This window comes from Acinetobacter sp. YH12136 (assembly GCF_013418545.1).
Taxonomy (GTDB): Bacteria; Pseudomonadota; Gammaproteobacteria; order Pseudomonadales; family Moraxellaceae; genus Acinetobacter; species Acinetobacter towneri.
This window is the reverse complement of sequence record NZ_VPBV01000025.1, coordinates 1-23983: the sequence shown is the minus strand read 5'-3', so window position 1 is coordinate 23983 and position 23983 is coordinate 1. Positions and strand designations below refer to the sequence as shown.

The 23983-nt window shown below is 42.3% G+C and carries 19 protein-coding genes; 9 read left to right on the top strand and 10 right to left on the bottom strand.

Features of this window, described 5'->3' with window-relative positions; translation table 11 throughout:
* Nucleotides 1-156: 156 nt before the first annotated feature.
* From FTU71_RS11210 to FTU71_RS11200, 3 genes are all read right to left on the bottom strand, one after another.
* Nucleotides 157-2292, bottom strand: coding sequence for a 3-hydroxyacyl-CoA dehydrogenase NAD-binding domain-containing protein (locus FTU71_RS11210; protein ID WP_179994326.1), 2136 nt, complete (start codon nucleotides 2290-2292; stop codon nucleotides 157-159).
* A gap of 11 nt (nucleotides 2293-2303) precedes the next feature.
* Nucleotides 2304-3509, bottom strand: coding sequence for an acetyl-CoA C-acetyltransferase (locus tag FTU71_RS11205; RefSeq protein ID WP_131260735.1), 1206 nt, complete (start codon nucleotides 3507-3509; stop codon nucleotides 2304-2306).
* A 229-nt stretch (nucleotides 3510-3738) separates the two neighbouring features.
* A complete protein-coding gene (locus tag FTU71_RS11200; protein WP_004972448.1) occupies nucleotides 3739-4749 on the bottom strand; it encodes an AraC family transcriptional regulator in 1011 nt (336 codons plus the stop codon).
* 210 nt (nucleotides 4750-4959) lie between these two features.
* On the opposite strand from FTU71_RS11200, the gene FTU71_RS11195 reads away from it, so the two are divergent.
* From FTU71_RS11195 to FTU71_RS11180, 4 genes are all read left to right on the top strand, one after another.
* Nucleotides 4960-6120: a CaiB/BaiF CoA-transferase family protein gene (locus FTU71_RS11195; RefSeq protein ID WP_179994325.1), complete on the top strand. Its 1161-nt coding sequence runs from the start codon at nucleotides 4960-4962 to the stop codon at nucleotides 6118-6120.
* A 237-nt stretch (nucleotides 6121-6357) separates the two neighbouring features.
* Entirely contained in the window at nucleotides 6358-8001 is a 1644-nt protein-coding gene (locus FTU71_RS11190; RefSeq protein WP_004972445.1) for a nitrite/sulfite reductase, read from the top strand.
* Nucleotides 7994-8479 carry a DUF934 domain-containing protein gene (locus FTU71_RS11185; protein WP_004972443.1) on the top strand — a complete coding sequence of 162 codons (486 nt, stop codon included), beginning with the start codon at nucleotides 7994-7996 and terminating at the stop codon, nucleotides 8477-8479. Before FTU71_RS11190 ends, FTU71_RS11185 begins: the two co-directional genes overlap by 8 nt.
* 307 nt (nucleotides 8480-8786) lie before the next feature.
* Nucleotides 8787-9773, top strand: coding sequence for a diaminopimelate dehydrogenase (locus tag FTU71_RS11180; RefSeq protein ID WP_179994324.1), 987 nt, complete (start codon nucleotides 8787-8789; stop codon nucleotides 9771-9773).
* A 129-nt stretch (nucleotides 9774-9902) separates the two neighbouring features.
* On the opposite strand, the gene FTU71_RS11175 is transcribed toward FTU71_RS11180, so the two are convergent.
* Together FTU71_RS11175 and FTU71_RS11170 are read right to left on the bottom strand one after the other, a co-directional pair.
* Nucleotides 9903-11078, bottom strand: coding sequence for a thiolase family protein (locus FTU71_RS11175; protein ID WP_179988517.1), 1176 nt, complete (start codon nucleotides 11076-11078; stop codon nucleotides 9903-9905).
* Nucleotides 11079-11209: 131 nt separating this feature from the next.
* The gene (locus tag FTU71_RS11170) at nucleotides 11210-11728 is read right to left on the bottom strand and encodes a GspH/FimT family pseudopilin (protein WP_179994323.1); all 519 of its coding nucleotides are present in this window, start codon (nucleotides 11726-11728) and stop codon (nucleotides 11210-11212) included.
* A gap of 375 nt (nucleotides 11729-12103) precedes the next feature.
* Here FTU71_RS11170 and omp38 point away from each other — a divergent pair, with 375 nt between their 5' ends.
* A complete protein-coding gene (omp38, locus tag FTU71_RS11165; protein ID WP_167845802.1) occupies nucleotides 12104-13129 on the top strand; it encodes an outer membrane protein Omp38 in 1026 nt (341 codons plus the stop codon).
* Nucleotides 13130-13570: 441 nt separating this feature from the next.
* Here omp38 and FTU71_RS11160 read toward each other — a convergent pair whose 3' ends face one another.
* From FTU71_RS11160 to FTU71_RS11150, 3 genes are all read right to left on the bottom strand, one after another.
* A complete protein-coding gene (locus FTU71_RS11160; RefSeq protein WP_179994322.1) occupies nucleotides 13571-15034 on the bottom strand; it encodes an amino acid permease in 1464 nt (487 codons plus the stop codon).
* The gene (locus tag FTU71_RS11155; protein WP_179994321.1) at nucleotides 15031-16068 is read right to left on the bottom strand and encodes a methyltransferase; all 1038 of its coding nucleotides are present in this window, start codon (nucleotides 16066-16068) and stop codon (nucleotides 15031-15033) included. The genes FTU71_RS11160 and FTU71_RS11155 overlap by 4 nt, the downstream gene beginning before the upstream one ends.
* Nucleotides 16069-16133: 65 nt before the next feature.
* Nucleotides 16134-17504: a uracil-xanthine permease family protein gene (locus FTU71_RS11150; protein WP_004972426.1), complete on the bottom strand. Its 1371-nt coding sequence runs from the start codon at nucleotides 17502-17504 to the stop codon at nucleotides 16134-16136.
* Nucleotides 17505-17676: 172 nt separating this feature from the next.
* On the opposite strand from FTU71_RS11150, the gene typA reads away from it, so the two are divergent.
* Together typA and mscL are read left to right on the top strand one after the other, a co-directional pair.
* Entirely contained in the window at nucleotides 17677-19515 is a 1839-nt protein-coding gene (typA, locus tag FTU71_RS11145; RefSeq protein WP_179994320.1) for a translational GTPase TypA, read from the top strand.
* 202 nt (nucleotides 19516-19717) lie between these two features.
* Nucleotides 19718-20152 (top strand): large conductance mechanosensitive channel protein MscL, encoded by a 435-nt coding sequence (gene mscL, locus FTU71_RS11140; RefSeq protein ID WP_004972423.1) that lies wholly within the window; start codon nucleotides 19718-19720, stop codon nucleotides 20150-20152.
* A 91-nt stretch (nucleotides 20153-20243) separates the two neighbouring features.
* Here mscL and FTU71_RS11135 read toward each other — a convergent pair whose 3' ends face one another.
* Both FTU71_RS11135 and mutM read right to left on the bottom strand, forming a co-directional pair.
* On the bottom strand, nucleotides 20244-20522 hold the full coding sequence (locus FTU71_RS11135) for a peptidylprolyl isomerase (RefSeq protein ID WP_096901561.1): 279 nt from the start codon (nucleotides 20520-20522) through the stop codon (nucleotides 20244-20246).
* Nucleotides 20519-21379 carry a bifunctional DNA-formamidopyrimidine glycosylase/DNA-(apurinic or apyrimidinic site) lyase gene (gene mutM, locus FTU71_RS11130; protein ID WP_004972419.1) on the bottom strand — a complete coding sequence of 287 codons (861 nt, stop codon included), beginning with the start codon at nucleotides 21377-21379 and terminating at the stop codon, nucleotides 20519-20521. Before mutM ends, FTU71_RS11135 begins: the two co-directional genes overlap by 4 nt.
* Before the next feature lie 288 nt (nucleotides 21380-21667).
* Between mutM and FTU71_RS11125 the strand changes: the two genes are divergently transcribed.
* Both FTU71_RS11125 and FTU71_RS11120 read left to right on the top strand, forming a co-directional pair.
* Nucleotides 21668-22804, top strand: a complete 1137-nt coding sequence (locus FTU71_RS11125; RefSeq protein WP_179994319.1) for an NADH:flavin oxidoreductase/NADH oxidase — start codon at nucleotides 21668-21670, stop codon at nucleotides 22802-22804.
* 124 nt (nucleotides 22805-22928) lie between these two features.
* Entirely contained in the window at nucleotides 22929-23861 is a 933-nt protein-coding gene (locus FTU71_RS11120; protein ID WP_179994318.1) for an AEC family transporter, read from the top strand.
* Nucleotides 23862-23983 lie beyond the last annotated feature (122 nt).

Here is a 23983-nt window from a genome sequence, read left to right as displayed (position 1 = left end):
TTGAATCTAAATCTTAAAATTATGTAACTTTATAACATAAAATGCATGAAAAACGGATTAAATTCTATTTATGCAGAGATATTCATTGTAATTTTGAGCAAATAAAAAGAGGGATGATATATCCCTCCCAGATTGCTTTAAACTTAAAGTTTAGCTTTAAATGCTTTTAGCACCTGCAGCAACACGATCTTGCAAGATTTTAGGTGGGGTAAAACGCTCGCCATATGCTGCAGCAAGTTGCTGTGCTCGTGCCAAAGCCTGTGTTAAACCATATTGATTCAAAAATTGTAAAGCACCACCTGTCCATGCAGGGAAGCCAATGCCAAAAATTGAACCAACATTGGCATCAATGACAGATTCTAAAACACCTTCTTCCAAGCAACGTAAGCTGTCCAGTGCTTGTACAAATAAGAAACGGTTAATCATCTCTTGTTCAGCGATTTCGGTATTTTGATACCAATGACTTAATCCCGACCAAAGCTGTTTTTTACCCTGTTCAGGGTAGTCATAAAAGCCTGCACCTGCAGCTTTGCCTTTACGTGAGAATTGATGAATCATGGTTTGAATGACTTCATCTGCACTCGACAGTGGTCGGTCTTTTCCTTCGGCTTGCAGCGCCTTACGTGCTTCCTGTGCCACGTGTTCAGATAAGGTTAAAGATACTTCATCCTGAATAGCAAGTGGGCCAACAGGCATACCTGCTTTTAAAGCTGCCATTTCAATTTTGGCAGGATGTACGCCTTCTGCCAGTAAGCGCAAGCCTTCCTGCACAAAAGTGCCAAACACCCGACTGGTAAAAAAGCCACGTCTGTCATTGACTACAATCGGTGTTTTACCAATGTGTTGCACAAAGTCATATGCTTTTGCCAAAGTATCGGCAGAGGTGTTTTTTCCTTTAATGATTTCTACCAACGGCATTTTATCGACAGGACTAAAGAAATGCAGTCCAATAAAGCGCTGTTGATCTTGCGCAGCTTGGGCAAGCCCGCTTATTGGCAAAGTTGAGGTATTGGATGCCATCACACCTTGTTCTGCCAGAAAAACTTCGGCTTCTTGTGTGACTTGCGCCTTGAGTTGAGGATTTTCAAATACCGCCTCAATAATCAAATCACAGCCTTGTAAATCGGCAGCCTGTGCCGTTGGATGAATCTTGGCTAAGACTTGTGCCGCTCGCTCTGCACTTATACGACCTTGTGATACTTGTTTATCGAGTAGTTTTTGACTGTAAGATTTGCCTTTTTCAGCTTGTTCGATGGATACATCTTTCAGAACAACCGTAATACCTTTGCTTGCTGTGGCATAAGAAATGCCTGCACCCATCATGCCTGCACCTAAAATACCGACTTTTTGAGTTTGATGTGGTGCAATGCCTTGCGGACGGCCACTGCCCGATTTAATCGCATTCAGCCCATGCCAAAAGGTGCCAATCATATTTTTAGAAATTTGACCTGTTGCGAGCTGGGTAAAATAGCGAGATTCAATGCGTAAGGCTGTATCGACATCAACCTGCGCACCTTCTACTGCTGCACTCAAAATTGCTTCAGGCGCAGGGTAACAGCCTTTGGTTTTGTCGCGTAGCATGGCAGGAGCAATGGAAAGCATTTGCGCGACAGCAGGTGTAGATGGTGTTCCCCCAGGGATTTTATAGCCTTTGACATCAAATACTTGTTGTGATTGAGGATGTGCAAGAATCCAGTCTTGGGCTTTGCTGAGTAATTCTGTTTCATTTTCAGCAAGATCATGGATTAAACCTAAACTTTGTGCTTTTTCCACACTCAGCTGTTTGCCTTCCATCAACAGCGGCAGGGCAGTTTGTAAACCCAATAAACGTACCATCCGCACAATACCACCGCCACCAGGCAATAAACCTAAAGTCACTTCGGGTAAACCAAACTTGGTTTTTGCATCACGAATTGCAATACGATGATGACAGCACAGAGCAAGTTCCCATCCGCCGCCGAGTGCCGTGCCATTTAAGGCAGCTACCACAGGAATACCACGGGTTTCAATATAACGCAGCTGTGCTTTTAGGTTTTCAATCATCTGAAAAAATGAGCTGGCATGCTCAGGCTGTACTTGAATCAACTCATCTAAGTCACCGCCTGCAAAAAAGGTTTTTTTCGCAGAGGCGAAAATGATTCCCGCCACTTGTTCGTCTGCTTTTAACTTTTGTACCACTTGCGCTAATGCATCTCTAAAGTCAGCATTCATGGTGTTGGCAGATTGATTTGGTGAGTCAAAGGTTAGAATGACAATGTTATCGGCATTTTTATAATAGTGAATGGCGCTCATTTTTATACTCCTTATACTCGCTGAATAATGGTGGCAATTCCCATCCCACCGCCTACACATAATGTAGCCATGCCGCGTTTTTTATCTTGTCGTTCTAGCTCGTCCAGTAAGGTGCCTAAAATCATGGCACCTGTAGCGCCAAGTGGATGACCCAAGGCAATAGCACCACCATTCACATTGACTTTGGCGGGATCAACCTGAAGTTCTGTAATAAAACGCAGAACCACGGCTGCAAAGGCTTCATTGACTTCAAACAGATCAATATCTTCAATGTTCAGTCCTGCTTTGGCTAAGGCTTTGCGTGCTGCAGGCGCGGGTCCTGTGAGCATAATGGCAGGGTCTGTGCCAACCAGTGCGGTAGCAAGCACTTTGGCGCGTGGTTTTAAGTTGTGTTGTTGTACCGCTTGTTCCGATGCAATCAAGACCAATGCCGCGCCATCAACAATACCTGATGAATTGCCTGCATGATGCACATGATTGACTTGTCCTGCTTCAGGATATTTTTGCAGGGCAATCGCATCAAAACCCATTTGTCCCATATTGGCAAAACTCGGCTTGAGCTGTGCCAAGCTTTCAGCCGTGGTCTGTGGTTTGATAAATTCATCTTGTGCCAAAATCACCACACCTGCCTGATCTTTGACAGGTACAATCGAGCGCTCGAAATGTCCCTGTGCTTGTGCTGCTGCGGCTTTGTGCTGTGATGCTGCTGCAAATTGATCGACTTCTGTACGGCTATAGCCATCGAGTGTGGCAATTAAGTCAGCGCCAATACCTTGTGGAATAAAATCACAAGCCATATTGGTTTCAGGGTCGAATGCCCAAGCACCACCATCGGAACCCATTGCCACGCGTGACATAGATTCCACACCACCTGCAACGATTAAATCTTCCCAACCCGAACGAACTTTTTGCGCTGCGAGGTTCACGGCTTCTAAACCTGAGGCACAAAAGCGGTTGATTTGTACCCCAGCAACATCATTGTCCCAACCTGCGGCAATCGCTGCGGTTTTGGCAATATCTGCACCCTGATCGCCAATTGGTGTGACACAACCCAAAACAATATCGTCTACTTGTGAGGTGTCTAGGTTGTGTCGTTGTTGCAATTCATTCAATAAGGTTGTGAGTAGGCGAATGGGTTTAACTTCGTGTAATGCGCCATCTTTTTTTCCTTTGCCGCGCGGAGTGCGAATAGCATCAATGATGTAGGCCTCGCTCATAATCAATCCCTTGTCGATAGTTTTCTTTATGATTGCTTTTGAGTGTAATCTGAAAATTTTGAAGTGCAATGACGAGAACGGTACAGGTCAGTGAGGTTTTTTGCTAATTGGGATGACGCAGTAATTTGGCAGAAAGATTGAAACTATAATAGAGCGATAAAAAAAGCCCTTGCGGTGTGCAAGGGCAATCGATTGGAATTACGAGTTATTGTGAATTGTCGATTCTAAATTAATGATAACCGTGCAACTGACGGTATAAACCAGGTGTGACGCCAGTCCACTTTTTGAAAGCACGGTGGAAAGTACTGGTTTCGCTAAAGCCAACTTGTTGTGCCACATCTTCAAGGGTAAGTTCAGGATTCAGCAATAGGTGAATCGCGGCATCACGGCGTAATGCATCTTTTACCCCTTGATAGCTTTTACCTTCTGCAGCCAAACGACGACGCAAGGTTTGTGGCGATAGGTACAGCATGGATGCAACATCGTTCAAGGTTGGCATTTCTTCGCCAATTTGGCTCTTTAACACGTCACGAATACGCGAAGTTAAAGAATTGGTGTTTTTGAATTTCACCAACAATTGCGCAGGCGCGGTTTTTAAGAATTCGTCTAAGGTTTCTTGGGTTTGACGAATTGGTAAATCCAAGTAGTCGGCAGCAAAGGTAATTTCGGTGCGTGGCATGTCAAATTGCATGACAGGCGCAAAGAACAGCGCATCGTATTCATCTGCATGTGCAGGACGTGGATAGCCAAAATGTACGCGCTCCAAAGGCAGGCGACGTTCAATCAGCCAAGATGCCAAGCCGTGCCAAATCATCAACATACTTTCAGTAATAAAGTGATCAGGATCCATAGCTTGTGGAATAGATGGTACCAAACGTGCTTCGTGTTTATCACGTTCTAAGGTAACCGACCAATCATCACCAAACAGTTTGTAGAATTGCGAAGAGAGTTCTAAGGCATCGCCCAGTGTTTTGGCGTGAATTACCAATTGGCACATGATCGCGAATGTACCCAAACGACGTGGCTGAGAATCAAAACCCACGTGTTCGTCTTGGGTCACCATCCACAACATTTTAATAAAGCGGGTATATTGTTCAGGTGAAATACGTGCTTTCGGTTGGCGCAGAAGTTCTGCCTCAATACCGACATGAGATAATAAGGTTTCGACATCCATGCCGAGTCGCTTAACACCCGTGAGCGCTGCATTTACAAAATGGATACTAATGGTATCTCTGCTCATGTTAAATCCTTCAGTCTCTTTTGTATTCACGTAAGCTTGACCTAAATGACGCTAAAAAATTGAAATTGGCAATTTACAATACCAATTTTACTTATTTTACATAATAAATTGCCGAAATGATCAAGGTAAATGGCTGAACATGACATTGTGTTACAGTTTTGCTGTTTATAAGATGAACGGAAAATCAGTAAAAATCGAGTAATCACAACAATGACACATGCACTGAGCGGTTTAAAAGTTTTAGATTTTTCCACCTTATTGCCCGGCCCTTTTGCCAGTTTGTATTTGGCGGATATGGGTGCAGAGGTGATTCATATTGAATCGGCAACCCGTCCTGACTTAATTCGTTTATTTCCGCCCTATGCCAATGGACAAGCGACTTCGCACAGTTATTTGAATCGGAATAAACAGTCAATTACTTTGGATTTAAAATCCCCCGAAAGTATTCAGCTTATTCACGATAAAATTGCCAAATTCGATATTGTATTGGAACAGTTTAGACCAGGCGTGATGCAGCGTTTAGGACTGGACTATGCCAGCTTGGCAAAAATTAATCCGCGACTGATCTATTGTTCCATCACAGGTTATGGACAAACAGGTGATTATCAACAACGGGCAGGACATGACATCAACTATTTAGCTTTGTCTGGCATTGCGGGGCATAGTGGGCGGCAAGCAGGCGGGCCACCGCCGCTCGGGATTCAGGTAGCCGATATTGCAGGTGGTTCATTACATGCCTTAGTGGCAATTTTAAGTGCGGTGATTGAACGTCAGCGCAGTGGTTTAGGGCAGTATATTGATATTTCGATGACCGATTGCGCTGCGACTTTAAACAATATGGCCGCTTCGGCAGTTTTGGCAGCACAGGTTCCTCAATATGCCGAGCAATCTTACTTAAATGGCGGCACCTATTATGACTATTATGAAACAGCAGATGGTCGTTATTTTTCAGTTGGTAGTTTAGAGCCGCAGTTTATGCAGGGTTTGGCACAGATTTTAAATTTGCCGATACTTTTGGAAAAAGGAGCATCTTTAGATCCGCAAGAGCGCTTGCAAGTTAAACAGGCCATTCAAGATAAAATCAAAACACAAAGTTTTGCCACATGGCAGCAGGTATTCGCGCAACATGATGTCTGCGTTGAACCTGTATTCACTTTAGATGAAGCCTTACATTCACCTTTGGCACAGCAACGCGGTTGGACAGTAGAAGTTCCTATTCAGCAGAATGCCGAAAAAACTGAAACTCAGTTGGCGTGTCCAATTAAATTTTCACGTTCTCAAATGCGTTACGATTATATCGGGCAGGCTTTGGGCGCAGGGCAGTGGTCATCTCAGACTAAAAATCAGGATGAAGATGAAGCCAAGTCATAACCATAGGTATTAAATAAAAGTTCGAATAGATGCTTTAGCAGAAAAAGTGCTAAAGCATGCACTATTTCGTGATAGCTCCATAAAAAGCCTGTTAATTTTGGCAAAGGCTTACAGGCTGTGATGTTGCGATGGCTTATCAATAAAACCGCTAAGAAATATGTAAAAAACACATTTTGTTGATAGATTGAATCTCGCTATGCTGTCAGCCGTGATAATAGAAATGACTAGCTGTACGCCATGTATTTATATACTGATTTCGATCAGCAACTGATTAATGAACGTGTTGCACAGTTCCGCGACCAAACGGAACGTTATTTAGCAGGCAAATTGACTGAGGATGAATATCGTCCATTGCGTCTGCAAAATGGTTTGTATGTACAACGCTATGCGCCAATGTTGCGTATTGCGGTGCCTTACGGTCTGATGAACTCTAAGCAATTGCGTAAAGTTGCGCAGCTTGCCAAAGACTATGACCGTGGCTATGCGCACGTATCAACACGTCAAAATATTCAGTTTAACTGGCCTGCACTGGAAAATGTGCCTGACATGCTGGCAGAGCTTGCAACCGTACAAATGCACGCAATTCAGACTTCGGGTAACTGTATTCGTAATACCACTACAGATCAATATGCAGGTGTCGTGGCGGGCGAAATTGCTGACCCACGTCCAACCTGTGAATTAATTCGTCAGTGGTCGACTTTCCACCCTGAATTTGCCTTCTTGCCACGTAAATTCAAAATTGCGGTGTCTGCACTGGAAGAAATTGACCGTGCTGCGACTGCATTTCATGACATTGGTGTCTATATTGTTAAAAATGAAGCAGGCGAAATTGGCTATAAAATTAAAGTTGGTGGCGGCTTAGGTCGTACTCCAATTATCGGTAGCTTTATTCGTGAGTTCTTGCCACGTGAAGATTTGATTGCTTACTTAGAAGCTATTTTACGTGTTTATAACTTGCATGGTCGTCGCGACAATAAATATAAAGCACGTATCAAAATTTTGGTAAAAGCCTTAACTCCAGCAGTATTTGCAGAAAAAGTTGAAGCTGAATTTGCACATACGGTGAAAACCTTAAAAATTGATGCAGAAACTTTGCAAAAAATGGATGAAAACTTCACGCCATTTGCTTATCAAAACTATGCCGATGAAGATTTTAGCGAGCTGTTTGCGCAGTATCCAAAATTCAAGCAATGGTTCAACATCAACACCAATGCGCACAAAGTACAAGGCTATCGTATTGTCACCATTTCATTGAAACGTGCAGGTGTTGCACCGGGTGACATGACGACAGAAGAAATGAATCTGATTGCAGATTTAGCCGATCAATATACCTTTGGTGAGTTGCGTACCACGCATGAGCAAAATATTGCTTTGGTAGATGTGCCACAAAAAGACCTGTTTGCATTGTGGCAAGTGCTCGATGCCAATAACTTGGCGCGCGCGCATATTGGCTTTATTACCGATATTATTTGCTGTCCGGGTGGTGATTTCTGTTCACTTGCCAATGCCAAATCTATTCCAATTTCAGAAGCCATTTCACGCCGTTTTGATGATTTGGATACCATTTATAATCTTGGCAAACTGGATTTAAATATTTCAGGTTGTATGAACGCTTGTGGTCATCACCACGTTGGTAATATCGGGATTTTAGGTGTCGATAAAAAAGGCGCGGAATTCTACCAAATCACTTTAGGTGGGCATGCAGACCATGATGCGTCAATCGGTGATATTTTAGGGCCATCTTTTGCTGCTGAAGTGATTCCTGATGTGGTGGAAGAAATTTTAAATACCTACTTAGATTTGCGTAGTGAAGGTGAAGACTTCATCGACACTTATCGCCGTGTCGGCATTCAACCATTTAAGGAGCGCGCTTATGCTTAATACTGCACTACCTGTGCTCGCAAAAGATGGCACGATTGCAGACAATACTTATCAAGTGATTGCGGAAGATGCAGCATTACCGCAAGGTGATGTGGTGCTCAGCGTTGAACAGCTTGATCAGTTGGCACAAATTTCAGGTAAAAAAGCCCTATATTTAACGGTAGATGCTTCGCCTGAAAACCATGAATTTCCATTGGCAGAACTGGATGCAATTTTTATTGAATTTTCAGGTTTTAACGATGGCCGTGGTTATTCTTTTGCGGCATTGTTACGCCGTCAAGGCTTTCAGGGTGAACTTCGCGCAGTCGGTGATGTCTTTAAAGACGTCTTAAATTATATGAAACGTGCAGGTTTCGATACTTTCGTGATTAAAGAAGGTAAAGATGTGCAAGAAGCTGCAGCAGGTTTGGCGGACTTTACCCATCCTTATCAAGCTTCTACCGCAGTGCCAAAACCAAATTATCAAACAGGTGCGTAATATATTGATGATGGATTTCATCGAAATGTAGATAGATTTTATCGAAATATCGCGGTTCACACATTTACAAACAGCCTGCCATGTGCAGGCTTTTTGTTTGCCTTAAAATGATCAAACGGCTTGTTTTATCGCACTTCTTAATGATTTAATTTACCGCAAAGTGCTGTAGTATAAGCACGCTGATGTAGCATCGCAGTCTTATGTAGGCGTTATTTTTACATTATCAAAAATCAATCAAGACGATAATTTGATGTGATTATCCTCTGATTTATTTTTCAATTTTTTCATGATGAAGTGATTTGTCTTTATGCAAAATTCTATCCGTATTGGTATTGCTGGTTATGGCAACTTAGGTCGTGGTGTTGAAACGGCGATTCATAAAAACCCAGATTTACAATTGGTGGGTATTTTTACCCGTCGTGCGCCTGAAAGCGTTTCACCATGTTTTGCTGAAACAGCAGTGTTTCACATGGATTTATTGTCAGATTTTCAAGACAAAATTGATGTGCTGATTTTATGTGGTGGTTCAAAAGACGACTTGCCACAACAAGGTCCAGTACTGGCGAGCCAATTTAATATTGTCGATAGTTTCGATACGCATGCACGTATTCCTGAATATTATGCATCTGTAGATGCACCTGCGACAGCGAACAAGAAAACTGCACTCATCTCAATTGGTTGGGATCCAGGCATGTTCTCGATTAATCGTTTATTTGGTGAAGCGTTGTTACCAGATGGTGAAACCTATACTTTTTGGGGTAAAGGTTTAAGTCAGGGTCACTCAGACGCCATTCGTCGTGTTGATGGTGTAAAAGCAGGTGTGCAATATACTATTCCATCAAATGATGCCATTGAGCAAGTGCGTAGCGGTGCGCGCCCTCTATTAAGCACCAAAGATAAACATACTCGTGAATGTTATGTCGTACTTGCAGAAGGTGCCGATGCTGCTGCGGTAGAGCAAGCGATTGTGACCATGCCAGATTATTTCGCTGACTACAACACAACCGTAAATTTCATTGATGAAGCGACTTTAGCCAAAGATCACCAACGCATGCCACATGGCGGTTTTGTCATTCGCAGTGGCAATACCAGCGATGAACAAAAACAAGTGCTTGAGTTCTCATTGAAGTTAGACAGCAATCCTGAGTTTACCGCGAGTATTTTGGTGGCTTACGCACGTGCTTGTTATCGTTTAAACCAAATGCAGCAATATGGTGCAAAAACTGCTTACGATGTTGCGCCAGGCTTATTGTCAATGAAATCGCCTGAACAGTTGCGTGCAGAATTGCTCTAAGACTTTTTCAAGCCGTAAGCAAAAAGACGAATCATTGATTCGTCTTTTTGCTTTTTGAATAAAGAGGGGTTAGGGAATGACTGTATCCCATCTGCCCTAATTCCGTTTTACAAATAGGGCTTCAAGGCATTAAAGCAATTCAATCGCAACTGCAGTTGCTTCACCACCACCAATACAGAGAGCAGCAACGCCACGTTTGCCACCTGTGCGTTTAAGCGCATGAATTAAAGTCAGGATAATACGTGAACCTGTAGAACCCACAGGATGCCCAAGTGCACATGCACCACCGTTGATATTCACTTTTTCAGGATCAAGCTTGAACTCATCCATTGGGCACATGGTGACCATAGCAAAAGCTTCATTAATTTCCCATAAATCTACATCTGCAACTTGCCAACCCGCTTTATCCAATACTTTTTGAATCGCACCAATTGGAGCAATGGTGAATTCTGAAGGATGTTGTGAGTTGGTTGCATAGCCCACAATTTTTGCCATAGGCTTTAACCCTTGGGCAGCAGCATGTTCAGCAGAAGTGAGTACGAGTGCCGATGCACCATCCGAAATAGAGCTGGCATTTGCAGCAGTAATACTACCATCTTTAGCGAAGGCTGGACGAAGTGTTGGAATTTTTTCAATATTGGCATTAAAAGGTTGTTCATCTTTATCTACAATGACATCGCCTTTACGTGTTGCAACTGTCACAGGGACAATTTCATCGGCAAAATAGCCTTCATTGACTGCAGTTTGTGCACGTTTGAGTGAGCGAATCGCAAAGTCATCCATTTGTTGGCGTGTGTAACCTTTGCTATTGGCCATATCTTGTGCGAATGAGCCCATCAAACGACCTGTTTCAGCATCTTCAAGGCCGTCTAAGAACATGTGGTCTTTCACATCACCATGTCCCATACGGTACCCAGCACGTGCTTTGGTCAGTACATAAGGTGCATTACTCATTGACTCCATACCACCAGCGACAATGATTGAGGCAGAACCTGCTTTGATTGCATCGGCTGCTTGCATGACAGCTTTCATACCAGAACCACAGAGTTTGTTGATGGTGACCGCACCTGTAGAATCTGGTAAGCCTGCTTGACGCATCGCCTGACGAGCAGGGCCTTGCTTTAAGCCTGCAGGCAGGACGCAGCCCATAATGACTTCATCGATTTCTGTTGCTTGTACCCCCGCACGTTGAATGGCCGCTTGGATACTTGCCGCACCTAATTCTGGTGCAGTCACATTGGCTAAACTGCCTTGAAAGCCACCCATTGCAGTGCGTGCACCATTTACAATAACGATATCCGTCATTTTATTCTCCCAGTTTTTTTATATGTGCTTTTGTCTAGATTTAATTCCAAGCAGGAATAGATCACTTCAGCAGTATAGGCAAAAAAAGATGAGAATAAAGTGACAATATAAAGATCATTTAGACTGCTCAGTTAACATCCATTGATGTCTTCAGCTCGAGTTTGCCCCATTTTACTAAGCACCAGTCGTTTGCTCGCGACGTGAGTAGAGCAGTAAAAGAAACTACCATTCGAGCCGATCGGCAAACCTTGTTGAGCATTAAAAGTCACACTAGGAATGTTTAAAGTTCCACGCCAATCCAGAGTTCCGTATTTAAGTGCAGTTTTTTCTGTATAAAGAATGTATTCACTGTCGTCAATTTGGCGGTTTCGATTATGATCCATAAAGATCAAAAAACCAGTATCCCAGTTTTGCATACTACATTGAACAAAGTTTTGTGTAGGACAAATCACCACATTGCTATGATGGGTGAAGGCATGAGAGCGTGCTATTTTCAGGCTGGCCTGTAATGAATACTGAATTCGCTTGAGTTCTTGTTGTGCCATCAGCTGATGAAAATAGGGCAGGGCAACCATGATTAAAATCGCACTAATCGCTAACGTGACGATCAATTCAAACAGCGTGAAGCCATTTTTGCTTATATTCGACATAAGTCTATACCTGTTATTGTTATGTTTTTTTATGATTAATTTGAGTAATTTGTTGTTTTATAGCACTTTATGTGTTGTATAATAATTACTAAACAACTTTTCGTGAAAGTGTTAGAATAAACCGCAAGAAAGATAGGCTATTCGCACCAAATAATTGAGTAAAAATTTACCGAATTACAACGGAAATTGTAAGTAATTTTGTCAATAATTTACTTGATTAAAATTATCAAGCACTTGGAAAAGTAAAAAAGTGTTTGTATGATTCAAAGTGACTAGCTTAAAAATAATACTGGGGTATAAGAAAGCCTATCTCAGGGTAGTCGAAAATTTAGGCTTGAGCTTGAACAACAATTGTTATCTCTGGAGGATAAATCCATGAAAATGAGTCGTATTGCATTAGCAATGCTCGTAGCTGCTCCTTTAGCTGCTGCAAACGCGGGCGTAACTGTTACCCCATTAATGCTTGGTTACACTTTCCAAGACACTCAACACAACAATGACAAGCTAACAGATGGTCCAGAATTACAGGACGATTTATTTGTTGGTGCAGCACTTGGTGTTGAACTTACTCCTTGGTTAGGTTTCGAAGCTGAATATAGCCAAGTTAAAGGTGATGTAGAAGGTCTTGGTGCGGGTGCTGAGTATAAAGCTCAAAATATTGCTGGTAACTTCTATGCAACTTCTGACTTGATCACTAAAAACTACGACAGCAAAATCAAGCCATACGTACTTTTAGGTGCTGGTCATTATAAATACTCGCCAGAAGGCTCTATTGCTGGTGAAGATATTGAAGGTACTTTAGGTAATGCAGGTGTTGGTGCGTTCTTCCGTTTGAACGATGCTTTATCTCTTCGTACAGAAGCGCGTGGTACTTACCACTTTGACGAAAAATTCTGGAACTACACAGCTTTAGCTGGTCTTAACGTAGTTCTTGGCGGTCACTTGAAGCCAGCTGCTCCTGTAGTAGAAGTTGCTCCAGTTGAAACCGTTGCTCCAGTTCAACCTGCTCCACAAGAGTTGACTGAAGACTTGAACATGGAACTTCGTGTGTTCTTTGATACGAACAAATCAAACATCAAAGATCAGTACAAGCCAGAAATCGCTAAAGTTGCAGAGAAGTTAGTTGAATATCCAAACGCTACTGCTCGCATCGAAGGTCACACTGACAACACTGGTCCACGTGCATTGAACGAACGTTTATCTTTAGCGCGTGCGAACTCTGTTAAATCTTCACTTGTAAATGAATACAATGTAGATCCAGCTCGTTTGTCTACTCAAGGTTTCGCTTGGGATCAACCGATTGCTGACAACAACACTAAAGAAGGTCGTGCTATGAACCGTCGTGTATTCGCGACGATCACTGGCAGCCGTACAGTGACTGTTGAACAACAAGCTCAATAATTTGAGTTAAGTTGAAAAAACGACTCTTCGGAGTCGTTTTTTTATACTTCTTTTTTTATGAGGTGTTTGGATTAAAGAGTGCCTGAAATAATTTACATTCAATACGTTTAAAAAATATTGTAAAAGTATGATTTTTAGAATAAAGAGTAAATAAGGTAGAGGCTGATAGTACTTAATATTTTGGTCTGTTGAACCCTAAACTAAGTCAAATTTTTTAGACAAGACATATAGACTTGATGTATCTCAGTCAATCAAGTAGTTGATTAGCGATTATGAAAATCAACATTGAGCAGTTTGTGGCGTGATTTCTCGCCGTATTATCAATAACGAAATTGCTTTAAAATAAAATTTGTCTTAAATTTACGCCATAAAAAACAGCCAAATGTTGGCTGTTTTAGAATCTTAGCTTCTCAAATGAAGTGCAATAGAAGAAGATTTACTTTAGTCATGATCAGGGTGTAGTGGTTTCACATCCATCTCCTGATATGCAATGAGCTTGGTTTTGTGTTTCCATTTATAGCCTAACCAAATGGCTAAAAATAAAAAGATCCCAATATAGGTTGATAACACCGCTAACCATTCACCATCAAGCACCGCTTGGTAGTTTTGACCTAAGACCACAATCGCACATAGGATAAAGGCAAACCACGGGGCAAATGGAAAGAATTTAGCACGATAGGCTAAATCATGCAGTTGGTAGCCTTGTGCCAAATAGCCTTTACGAAAACGATAATGTGATACAGCAATACCGAGCCAGACAATAAAGCCACACATACCTGACATATTCAGAAGCCAGTTAAATACTTGTTTTTCGCCAATAAATGTTGTTAAAAAACATAGTGCAGCGATTGCTGTTGTGGCATACAGTGCATTCATTGGGACGCCACGAGCATCCAAGCGGGCAAAAGCTTTTGGTGCACTGCCTTTACGTGCCATATCAAATAGCATACGGGTCGATGAATACATACCCGAGTTACCAGCAGAAAGAATCGCAGTTAAAATTACTGCATTCATGACACTTGCGGCAAAGGCAAAGCCTGCCTGTTCATATAGTAAAGTAAACGGAGAGAGTGCAATGTTATCGGTGGCGGCTGCTTGAAGTAAACGTGGGTCATCATAGGCGATTAAGGTACCAATAATAAAAATACACACGATATAAAACAACAAAATACGCCAGAAGATTTGTTTAATTGCAATTGGAATGGTTTTCTTAGGATTTTTAGATTCACCCGCTGCAACGCCAACCATTTCAGTACCTTGAAATGAGAATCCTGCAATCATCGCCACACCAATTAAGGCAGATAGTCCACCTACAAATGGCGCTTCGCCTTTGCTCCAATTGGCAAATGTAGCAACATCAGGGTTGAGCATGATTTTGACAATCATAAAAATACCGATAATGATGAATGCCACAATCGCAAGTACTTTGACCAAAGAAAAGAAGAACTCAGACTCACCAAAACCTTTGACGGTTAATGCGTTAATTGCGAAAACCACCGCTAAAAATAATGCACTCCAGTAAAAGCCAGGAATATCAGGAAACCAAAATTTCATGATGAATTGCACCGCAACCAATTCAAATGCCACGGTAATGGCCCAGTTGTACCAATAGTTCCAACCTAGTGCAAAACCGAAACCACCTTCGACATATTTACTGCCATAGGTAAAGAACGCGCCTGAAGTTGGATTATGCGTTGCAAGTTCGCCTAGACTGGTCATCAAAAAATAAATCATGACGCCAATTAGGGCATACGCAAGCAAGGCGCCACCAGGACCTGCATTGGCAATGGTCGCACCTGAAGCAAGGAATAAACCTGTACCAATTGAGCCACCAATGGCGATCATGTTTAAATGACGCGCACCGAGCTTACGCTGCAGTTTTCTACTGTTGTGTGAGTCGCTCATCCTACTTCCTTTGTATTTTTCTGCGTGCTGGCAAACAGCACTTTAAAGCCTTGTTGATCTGCCTTGATTGTGCATTGACCGAAACTTTGTTCAATTAAGAGTGGATAATTCAAAAAGCGATTGGCCACAATCCAAAGTTCACCACCCGATTTCAGGTGACGACGTGAGGTTTTACACAGATTTTCACTGGCATCGTAATGTGTGTGAATGCCTTGGTGGAACGGGGGGTTACTCACGATGGCATGCAAAAATAGCGGTGCATCCTCAATGCCTGTCACGGCTTTAATTTCAAGCTGTTGTGGATTGAGCTGATTTTTTTCAAACGTCATTTGCGTTGACGCTAAAGCAAAGGCATCGACATCTAAGGCAAAAATACGATTTTCAGGGTTAAGTTTGGCTAAGTAAGCACTGATCACACCCGCACCACAGCCAAAATCTGCAATTTTCCCAGCAGTAACCTGATTCAAATAAGGCAGTAATACAGCCGTGCCAACATCCAAGTGTTTTTGGCTAAATACACCCGGCAAGGCACAAATCTGTAAATCGCTTTTAGGTGTAGCAACTGTATAGTTTTGCGCCCAATCTGCTAAGGCTTTAGTTTGAACCTTGCAGTCTAAAATCAGCTGCCATAGTTGGCAGTGGCGGGCGCTATCTAGTTTGAGTGTTTTGCCATAAGGTTGTAATTGCTTTGCAGCCCGTTCAATTCCTGCTTTCTTTTCACCGACTAAAAATACGCTGCTGCCTTGTGGGAGTTGTGCGGCAATGGTGTGAATCAGGTAATTGAGCAGTTCCTTGGATTTCGGCACAAAAATAACAGCCTGATCAAATTCACCTGCAGGCAATTCTGCACCAAAATGCACTTGCGCCTGTCGATTTTGAAAGTATTGATAGTCGTTAAAATTCCATGTCCAAACAGAAGTTTGGATTGAGTCACCCAATTCTGCGAGGAGTTGATCGGTCGGGGCATTGATCAGTAGAACGCGACCAGACAAATAGTCATATTGTCTGAGTAAAACTTCGCTTTGGGGGTTCATGGTTCTCTCTCCAATAGAAAAACACTGCCCAAGTTCAGCTCAGACAGTGTTTTTTGGACATGCAATTACTTTTTAGTTTCAGGAAGCACAATATTTAAAATGAGTGCTGCAATACCGCCTGTTGCAACGCCTGAACTGAAAATATTACGGAATAATTCAGGTAAGTGTTCCAGAATTTGTGGCACTTGTGCAACACCTAAGCCTAAGCCCAATGAAATTGCAATAATCAGTAAGGCACGACGATCTAAAGCGACACCTGAAAGAATATTGATTCCCGAAGCGGCAACGGCACCAAACATCACCATCACAGCACCACCTAGTACGGCTTGAGGCACAGCCTGAATCACACCTGCAACTGCAGGAAGTAAACCTAAAATGATGAGTAGGGCAGCAATCCAGATGCCGACATAACGGCTAGCAACACCTGTAAGTTGAATTACGCCATTATTTTGGGCAAATACCGAACTTGGAAAGGTGTTGAAAATCCCTGCCAAGAATGAGTTAGCGCCATTTACCAATACACCGCCTTTAATGCGTTGCATCCATTGTGGGCCATCGACAGGTTGATTGGAGAGTTTAGAGGTCGCGGTAATATCACCAATGGCTTCTAATGACGTCACCAAATAAATAAATGCCAATGGAATGAATAAGCTCCAAGAGAAATCCAGTCCAAAATGCATCGGAGTCGGCACTTGTACCAGAGGGGCATCTTTCAGACCTGAAAAGTCGAGATGACCCATCATGCCTGCCATTGCATAACCAATCACCAAGGCAATTAAAATGGCAGAGCTTTTAATCCACGTGATGTTGATGCGGTTCAAAATAATAATAATTGCCAAGACGGTACACGACATAATCAGGTTGTCGGTATTGGCAAAGGTATTATTGCTCATGGCTTGGTAGCCACCGCCCATACTGATTAAACCTTCTTTAATTAAGGTCAAACCAATGAGAAGTACCACAATACCAGTGACCAATGGGGTAATCAGCTTTTTGACCCACGGTAAAATTTGCGATACGCCCATTTCAATAAACGAACCTGCAATGACCACGCCAAAAATTGCCGCCATGACCGATTCAACAGGTGTGCCTGCGGCGACCATAGCAGAGCCAATACCAATGATTGGGCCAATAAAGTTAAAACTGGTGCCTTGCACAATGAGCAAACCTGCACCAAAAGGGCCGACTTTTTTACATTGTAAAAAGGTTGCAATGCCTGAAATGACCAAAGACATTGACAAGATCATGTTGGTATCTTGTTTGGAAACACCTAAAGCCAAGCAAATTAAGAGACCTGGTGTGACAATTGGAACAATAATTGCCAGTAAATGCTGAAAAGCTGCTAAAAAAGCGATGAATGGTTTTGGACGGTCATTCAGACCATAGACCAAATCGAGCTGGTCTTTTGGGTGGGGAGAGTGGTTTAAATCAGACATGAGTCATAAAAAATTGCAAAAGTGGCGCTATTCTAATCGAGTTACACAGCTTTACAAAACCCAAAGCACGCCACTCATCAAAAAAAATTGTGTGTGTCAATAAAGTGTCACTATAAAACTTTAGTATTTTTCTGTATAATTTGCCCTCAAATTTATAGCGTATTGAATTTAAATGTCTGATATTAAAACTCTCCGCAACATCGCAATTATTGCGCACGTTGACCACGGAAAAACAACTCTTGTGGATAAACTTTTACAACAATCGGGCGCACTCGGTGAACGAGCGGGCGAGATTGAGCGTGTCATGGATTCAGGCGCTATTGAAAGTGAACGTGGTATTACCATTCTTGCAAAAAACACTGCAATCAAATGGTTAGACAAACGTACTGATACTGAATACCGCATTAACATTGTGGACACCCCGGGACACGCCGACTTCGGTGGCGAAGTTGAACGTGTAATGTCGATGGTGGATTGCGTACTTCTTTTGGTTGACTCACAAGAAGGTCCAATGCCACAAACACGTTTCGTAACGCAAAAAGCGTTCTCACGCGGTTTGAAGCCAATCGTGATCATCAACAAAGTAGACAAGCCAAACGCGCGTCCTGACTGGGTAATTGACCAAGTATTCGATTTGTTCGATAACCTTGGCGGTACTGACGAACAGTTAGACTTCCCAGTGGTTTATGCTTCAGGTCTTCGTGGTGTTGCAGGTCCTTCTCCAGAAGAGCTTGCTGAAGATATGACTCCATTGTTTGAAACAATTGTAGACATCGTTGAACCACCAGCAGTTGATGTTGATGGTCCATTCCAAATGCAAGTGTCTTCACTTGACTATAACAGCTTCGTTGGTGTTATCGGTGTTGGTCGTATTCAACGTGGTTCAGTAAAATTGAACACACCTGTGACTGTGATCGACAAAGATGGTAAAACACGTAACGGTCGTATCTTAAAAATCATGGGTTACCACGGTTTAGAGCGTATCGACATCGAATCTGCATCTGCAGGTGACATCGTTTGTGTAACAGGCATGGACGAATTGCATATTTCTGACACGATTTGTGATCCGAAAAATGTAGAAGCTTTACCGCCGCTTTCTGTAGACGAACCAACCGTATCGATGACATTCCAAGTCAACAACTCACCTTTTGCGGGTAAAGAAGGTAAGTTCGTGACTTCACGTAACATTCGTGAACGTCTAGACCGCGAATTAATTCACAACGTTGCACTTCGTGTAGAAGATACTGACAGTCCAGACCGTTTCAAAGTATCTGGTCGTGGTGAGCTTCACCTTTCTGTATTGATTGAAAACATGCGCCGTGAAGGCTTCGAAATGGGTGTATCTCGTCCGCAAGTCATCTTGAAAGAGATTGATGGCGAAATGCAAGAACCATACGAAAACGTGACTTTTGACGTAGAAGAACAGCACCAAGGCGCTGTGATGGAACAAATGGGTAACCGTAAAGGTGAGATGACCAATATGGAAGTAGACGGTAAAGGTCGTATCCGTATTGAAGCCACTGTGCCTTCACGTGGTTTAATTGGTTTCCGTTCTGAATTCATGACCATGACTTCTGGTACGGGTATCATGACGTCAAGCTTCTCACACTATGGCCCAATGAAAGCAGGTCAAGTTGCGAAACGTCAAAACGGTGTGTTGATTTCTATGGTTCAAGGTACTTGCCTTGGCTATGCATTGTTCACATTGCAGGACCGTGGTCGTCTATTTGCTAAACCTCAGTTAGAAGTTTACGAAGGTATGATCGTAGGGATTAACTCTCGTTCAGACGACATGACAGTTAACCCAACCAAAGCGAAACAGTTAACTAACGTACGTGCTTCTGGTACAGATGATGCGTTGACACTGGTACCTGCAATTGAATTCACGCTTGAACAAGCGCTTGAATTTATTGAAGATGATGAATTAGTTGAAGTAACACCTAAGTCAATCCGTATCCGTAAACGCTGGTTGACTGAAAACGAACGTAAACGTAACCGTTCTGGTAAATAAGTTTTAAAAATGATGTTGTCCTCATGCGGGGCAGCAAAATTTAAAAATGCCATCAATTTATTGATGGCATTTTTTTGTTTAAAATTAGCAAAGCAATATATAAAAGCAGATGATTTCCGAGTAAATTACGTGGAAATGAAGCTATAAAATTAATGTATACTTCGTCACATAAATTAAAGTCAAAAAAAAACTGGAGATTTAAATGAGTATTATTCAAGAGTTCCGCGAGTTTGCGGTAAAAGGCAACATGATCGACTTGGCTGTCGGTGTGATTATTGGTGGGGCATTTGGTAAAATTGTTGACTCATTAGTGAAAGATATCATCATGCCATTGATTACTGTGATCACTGGCGGTGGTGTGGATTTCACACAAAAGTTCTTTGTTTTGGGCGATAACCCAAACAATTTACAGTCTTTAGATGAGTTAACCAAAGCAGGTGTAAATGTCCTGACCTATGGTAACTTCCTTACGATTTTAATTAACTTCATTATTTTGGCATGGGTGGTGTTCTTAATGGTGAAAATGATTAATCGTATGCGCCGTAAACAAGAAGAAGCAGCGCCAGAACCAGCAGCAACGCCAGAAGATATCGCGTTGCTACGTGAAATTCGTGATGAATTGAAAAAACGTCAATAATTTTTAATACGCAATCAAAACAAACGGCGCTTTATGCGCCGTTTGTTTGCACCCTATTCTCTAGGATGGAGAGGCGCTGAAGGCATAAAAATTACATCCGAAACTTTACTTCTACCAAATGAAAACCAAACTGACTTTTTACAGGTCCGTGTAGTACGCGTTCTGCTGCGGTAAACACTAATTTATCAATGACGGGTACCAATTGTCCTTTTTTGACCTCACCCAATTCCCCACCTTTTTTTCCTGAAGAGCAGGTCGAAAATTGTTTGGCAATTTTGGCAAAATCAGCACCTGATTGAATCCGCTTTTTCAGTTGTTCACAGGTTTCTTTATCTTTCACTAAAATATGACGCACAATAGCGGTTCTCATACTTTTTTACCTCGTTTGCTTGTTGCAGCTTTAGTCGAAGTGAGTACTTTTTTCAAAGGCTGACATTCAGGACAAAATACCGAGGCACGTTGGCCCAGTTTTAAATTTTCTAGTGTGGTTTCACAGTTCACACACATTTCACCTGCACGTCCATACGCCAACAAGGTTTGTTGGAAATAGCCATTTTCGCCCATCGCATTGCTGTAATCACGTAAGGTCGAACCGCCTAAATCAATCGCTTGTTTTAAAATGCGTTTGATTTCGAGCACTAGTTTTTCAATCTGTTTCAAACTGAGTGATGATGCAGGTTGTGCAGGGTGAATACCTAAATTAAACAGACTTTCCGTGGCATAAATATTGCCCACACCCACCACGACATGGTTATCCATAATTGCAACTTTGATGCCAACATTTTTGTTTTTGAGCTTCTGTGCAAGATAGTCGGGGTTAAAGGCATCACTCAACGGCTCAGGGCCAAGTGGATCTATCAGTTTGCGTTGAGAGCTTTCATTTAGCCATAAAATACAGCCAAAGCGACGTGGGTCGTGGTAGCGCAATTGTATATCTTCAAACTGAATAATCAAATGGTCGTGTTTGCGTAAATCTTCCTGCGCATCGCAAAGACGAAAACTGCCCGACATGCCTAAATGCCACAACATGCTGTCCTGTTCAAATTGCGCCAGAATGTATTTGGATCTGCGGGTCAATTGCAGTAATTTTTGTCCTGTGAGTTTATGTAGGTTTTCTGGAATGGGCCAGCGTAAATTGGCTTGACGTACTTCTACATTCAGGACTTTTTGATCAAGTAGCGGCAATAGACTAGTTTTGGTAGTTTCAACTTCTGGTAATTCTGGCATGGTACAAATTCAATCCGCTTTTAGAAATTAAGCAGGCAAGGATATACAGTAATGCGCTTAATATTGGGCATTATCCATAGAATACAAGCCATAGTGTGCTGTCGCAAAATTATTCTGTGTAAAACAAAAGCAGGCTTTGCAAAAACCATACAACACGTTATAAATAAATCATTTTTAAACATCTATTATAGAAAAACCATCTAAAACAGATGGCAGATTCTGAGTGATTACTTCTTTTTTATTTAATGATTCGCTTTTGGTGAATCGCACTGTATGAGGGCTTGCAGCGTGACATTACTTTTTCAGCCGATTCAATTTGGATCACTGCAACTTGCCAACAAAATTATTATCGCTCCGATGTGTCAATATTCTGCCAATGAACAAGGTGAGTTGAGCTATTGGCATGAGCAGCAATGGGCAAATTATGCCTTGTCGGGTGCAGGGATGTGCATTGTAGAAGCCACCGCAGTACAGGCTGAAGGGCGTATCAGCTATGCAGATTTAGGCTTATGGAATGACATGCAGCGTGCGCAGCTTAAAGCCTTATTGCATAAAGTTAAAAGTTTATCGCCTATGCCATTTGCTGTGCAGTTGGCACATGCGGGACGTAAAGCCTCAACCGATAAACCTTGGCAGGGCAAAGGTCAGTTTAGCCCAAGTGATGCACATGGTTGGCAGACTGTATCGGCCAGTGAGTTACCATTTCAACCGCACGAACATCCTCCGCATGCTTTAACGCAAGATGAAATTCAACAGGTGATTGCAGACTTTGCCAGTGCCGCAGTACGAGCGGTGGATGCAGGTTTTGATTTAATCGAAATTCATGCTGCACATGGTTATTTGCTGCATCAATTTATGTCACCACTGTCTAATCACCGCCAAGATGAATATGGCGGCAGTTTGGAAAATCGGATTCGCCTTACATTGGAAGTATTTCAAGCGATTCAAAATGCTGTTCCACAAGGCTATCCAATTGGGGTGCGAATTTCTGCAACAGACTGGATGGATGATGCAGAGGGTTGGAATGTGGAATCTTCAGTAGGTTTGGCAAAAGCACTGGAGCATTTAGGTGCGGCTTATATTCACGTGTCGAGCGGTGGTTTGCATGTCGATCAAAAAATTGATTTACATGCGGGTTATCAAACACCATTTGCACATGCCATTAAGCAAGCTGTAAAAATTCCTGTAATTGCGGTGGGTTTGATTACCGAAGCGATGCAGGCAGAAGGTATTTTGCAATATGAACAGGCCGATGCGATTGCGATCGCACGTGCGATTTTATATGACCCTCGTTGGCCATGGCATGCTGCGGCAGAATTGGGTGAAAAAATTGAGATTGCCCCGCAATATTTGCGCTGTCAGCCGCATGGGTTTCGTACTTTATTTGCGCCGTTTAAATCCACAGATACGGAAGTGGAATCCTAATATTTTATCTGCTTAAAATAAGTGAAACTTAAACTATTTTGCCGTGCTTTATAGGGAGATTCGGTGTAAGGTAAATCAGTAAAAACCATGTCGATCATGGGCAACACTGAAAAAGGATGTCAGGGTGTTACTGAGTATTTTATTTCCCATTTGTACCGTAGTACTGTTGGGATATTTTGCCATCAGAAGCCAATTTATTGAAACCAGTGCGATTCAGTTTCTAGGTCAATTTGTCATGAAAGTGGCGTTGCCTGCATTTCTATTGCAGGCATTGGCCAGTAAAAGTTTGTCAGAAATCTGGCATCCTGCTTATTTCTTAGGTTACGGTGGCGGTTCTATTCTGCTGTTTATCTTTGCCTTTTTACTGTATCGGCATTATTTTAATTCAAACTTAACCCATGCCAGTGTCTTGGCAATGGGTGCATCAATGTCAAATACAGGGTTTATTGGCACTGCTATTTTGACTTTGTTGATTGGCAGTCAGTCCGCAATTTATTTGTCTTTAACTTTAATTGTAGAAAACCTGATTATTGTGGCCATTATGCTAATTTTGGCAGAACGTGGGCTGCAATCTACAACAAAACCAGGCTGGCAACTTTATTTGGAAACCTTGCAGCGTTTACTGAAAAATCCTGTAATTTTATCCATTTTATTGGGTATGCTGTGCGTATTGTTGAATTTCAAACTGCCGCAAGCTATTGCACAAGTGCTGGAAATGTTGGGCAAAACTGCTTCACCTTTGGCTTTATTTGTGATTGGTGGAAGTTTGGTCGGCATGCAAATCAAGTCGGTGAATTTGCAAAGTATTGTTTTGGTTGCATTCAAAGTATTGCTGATGCCACTCACGATTTTTGGAATTTTATGGGCATTAGATGTGAACCGAGAAATGCTATTTGTCGGGACTTTGCTTGCGGCTTTACCAATGCCAATTGCCTTTGGTATTTTCGGGCAGCACTATGGTTTACATGAAAAAGCCTTAGCCCCCTTGGTGTTGAGTACAGTTTTTGGTTTTGTGATGGTGGCGATTTTATTGACACAATCGGGTAAGTATTTTTGACATACTCCCACCACTTTCGTTTTCACTCAAGTGGGGGATTCTAAAAGCAAAGCTCTTAGGCGACTTCCTCACGGATTTCGCTTGCTTTCTGCTTCTTAGGGCGACCTTTACCGCATCCACCC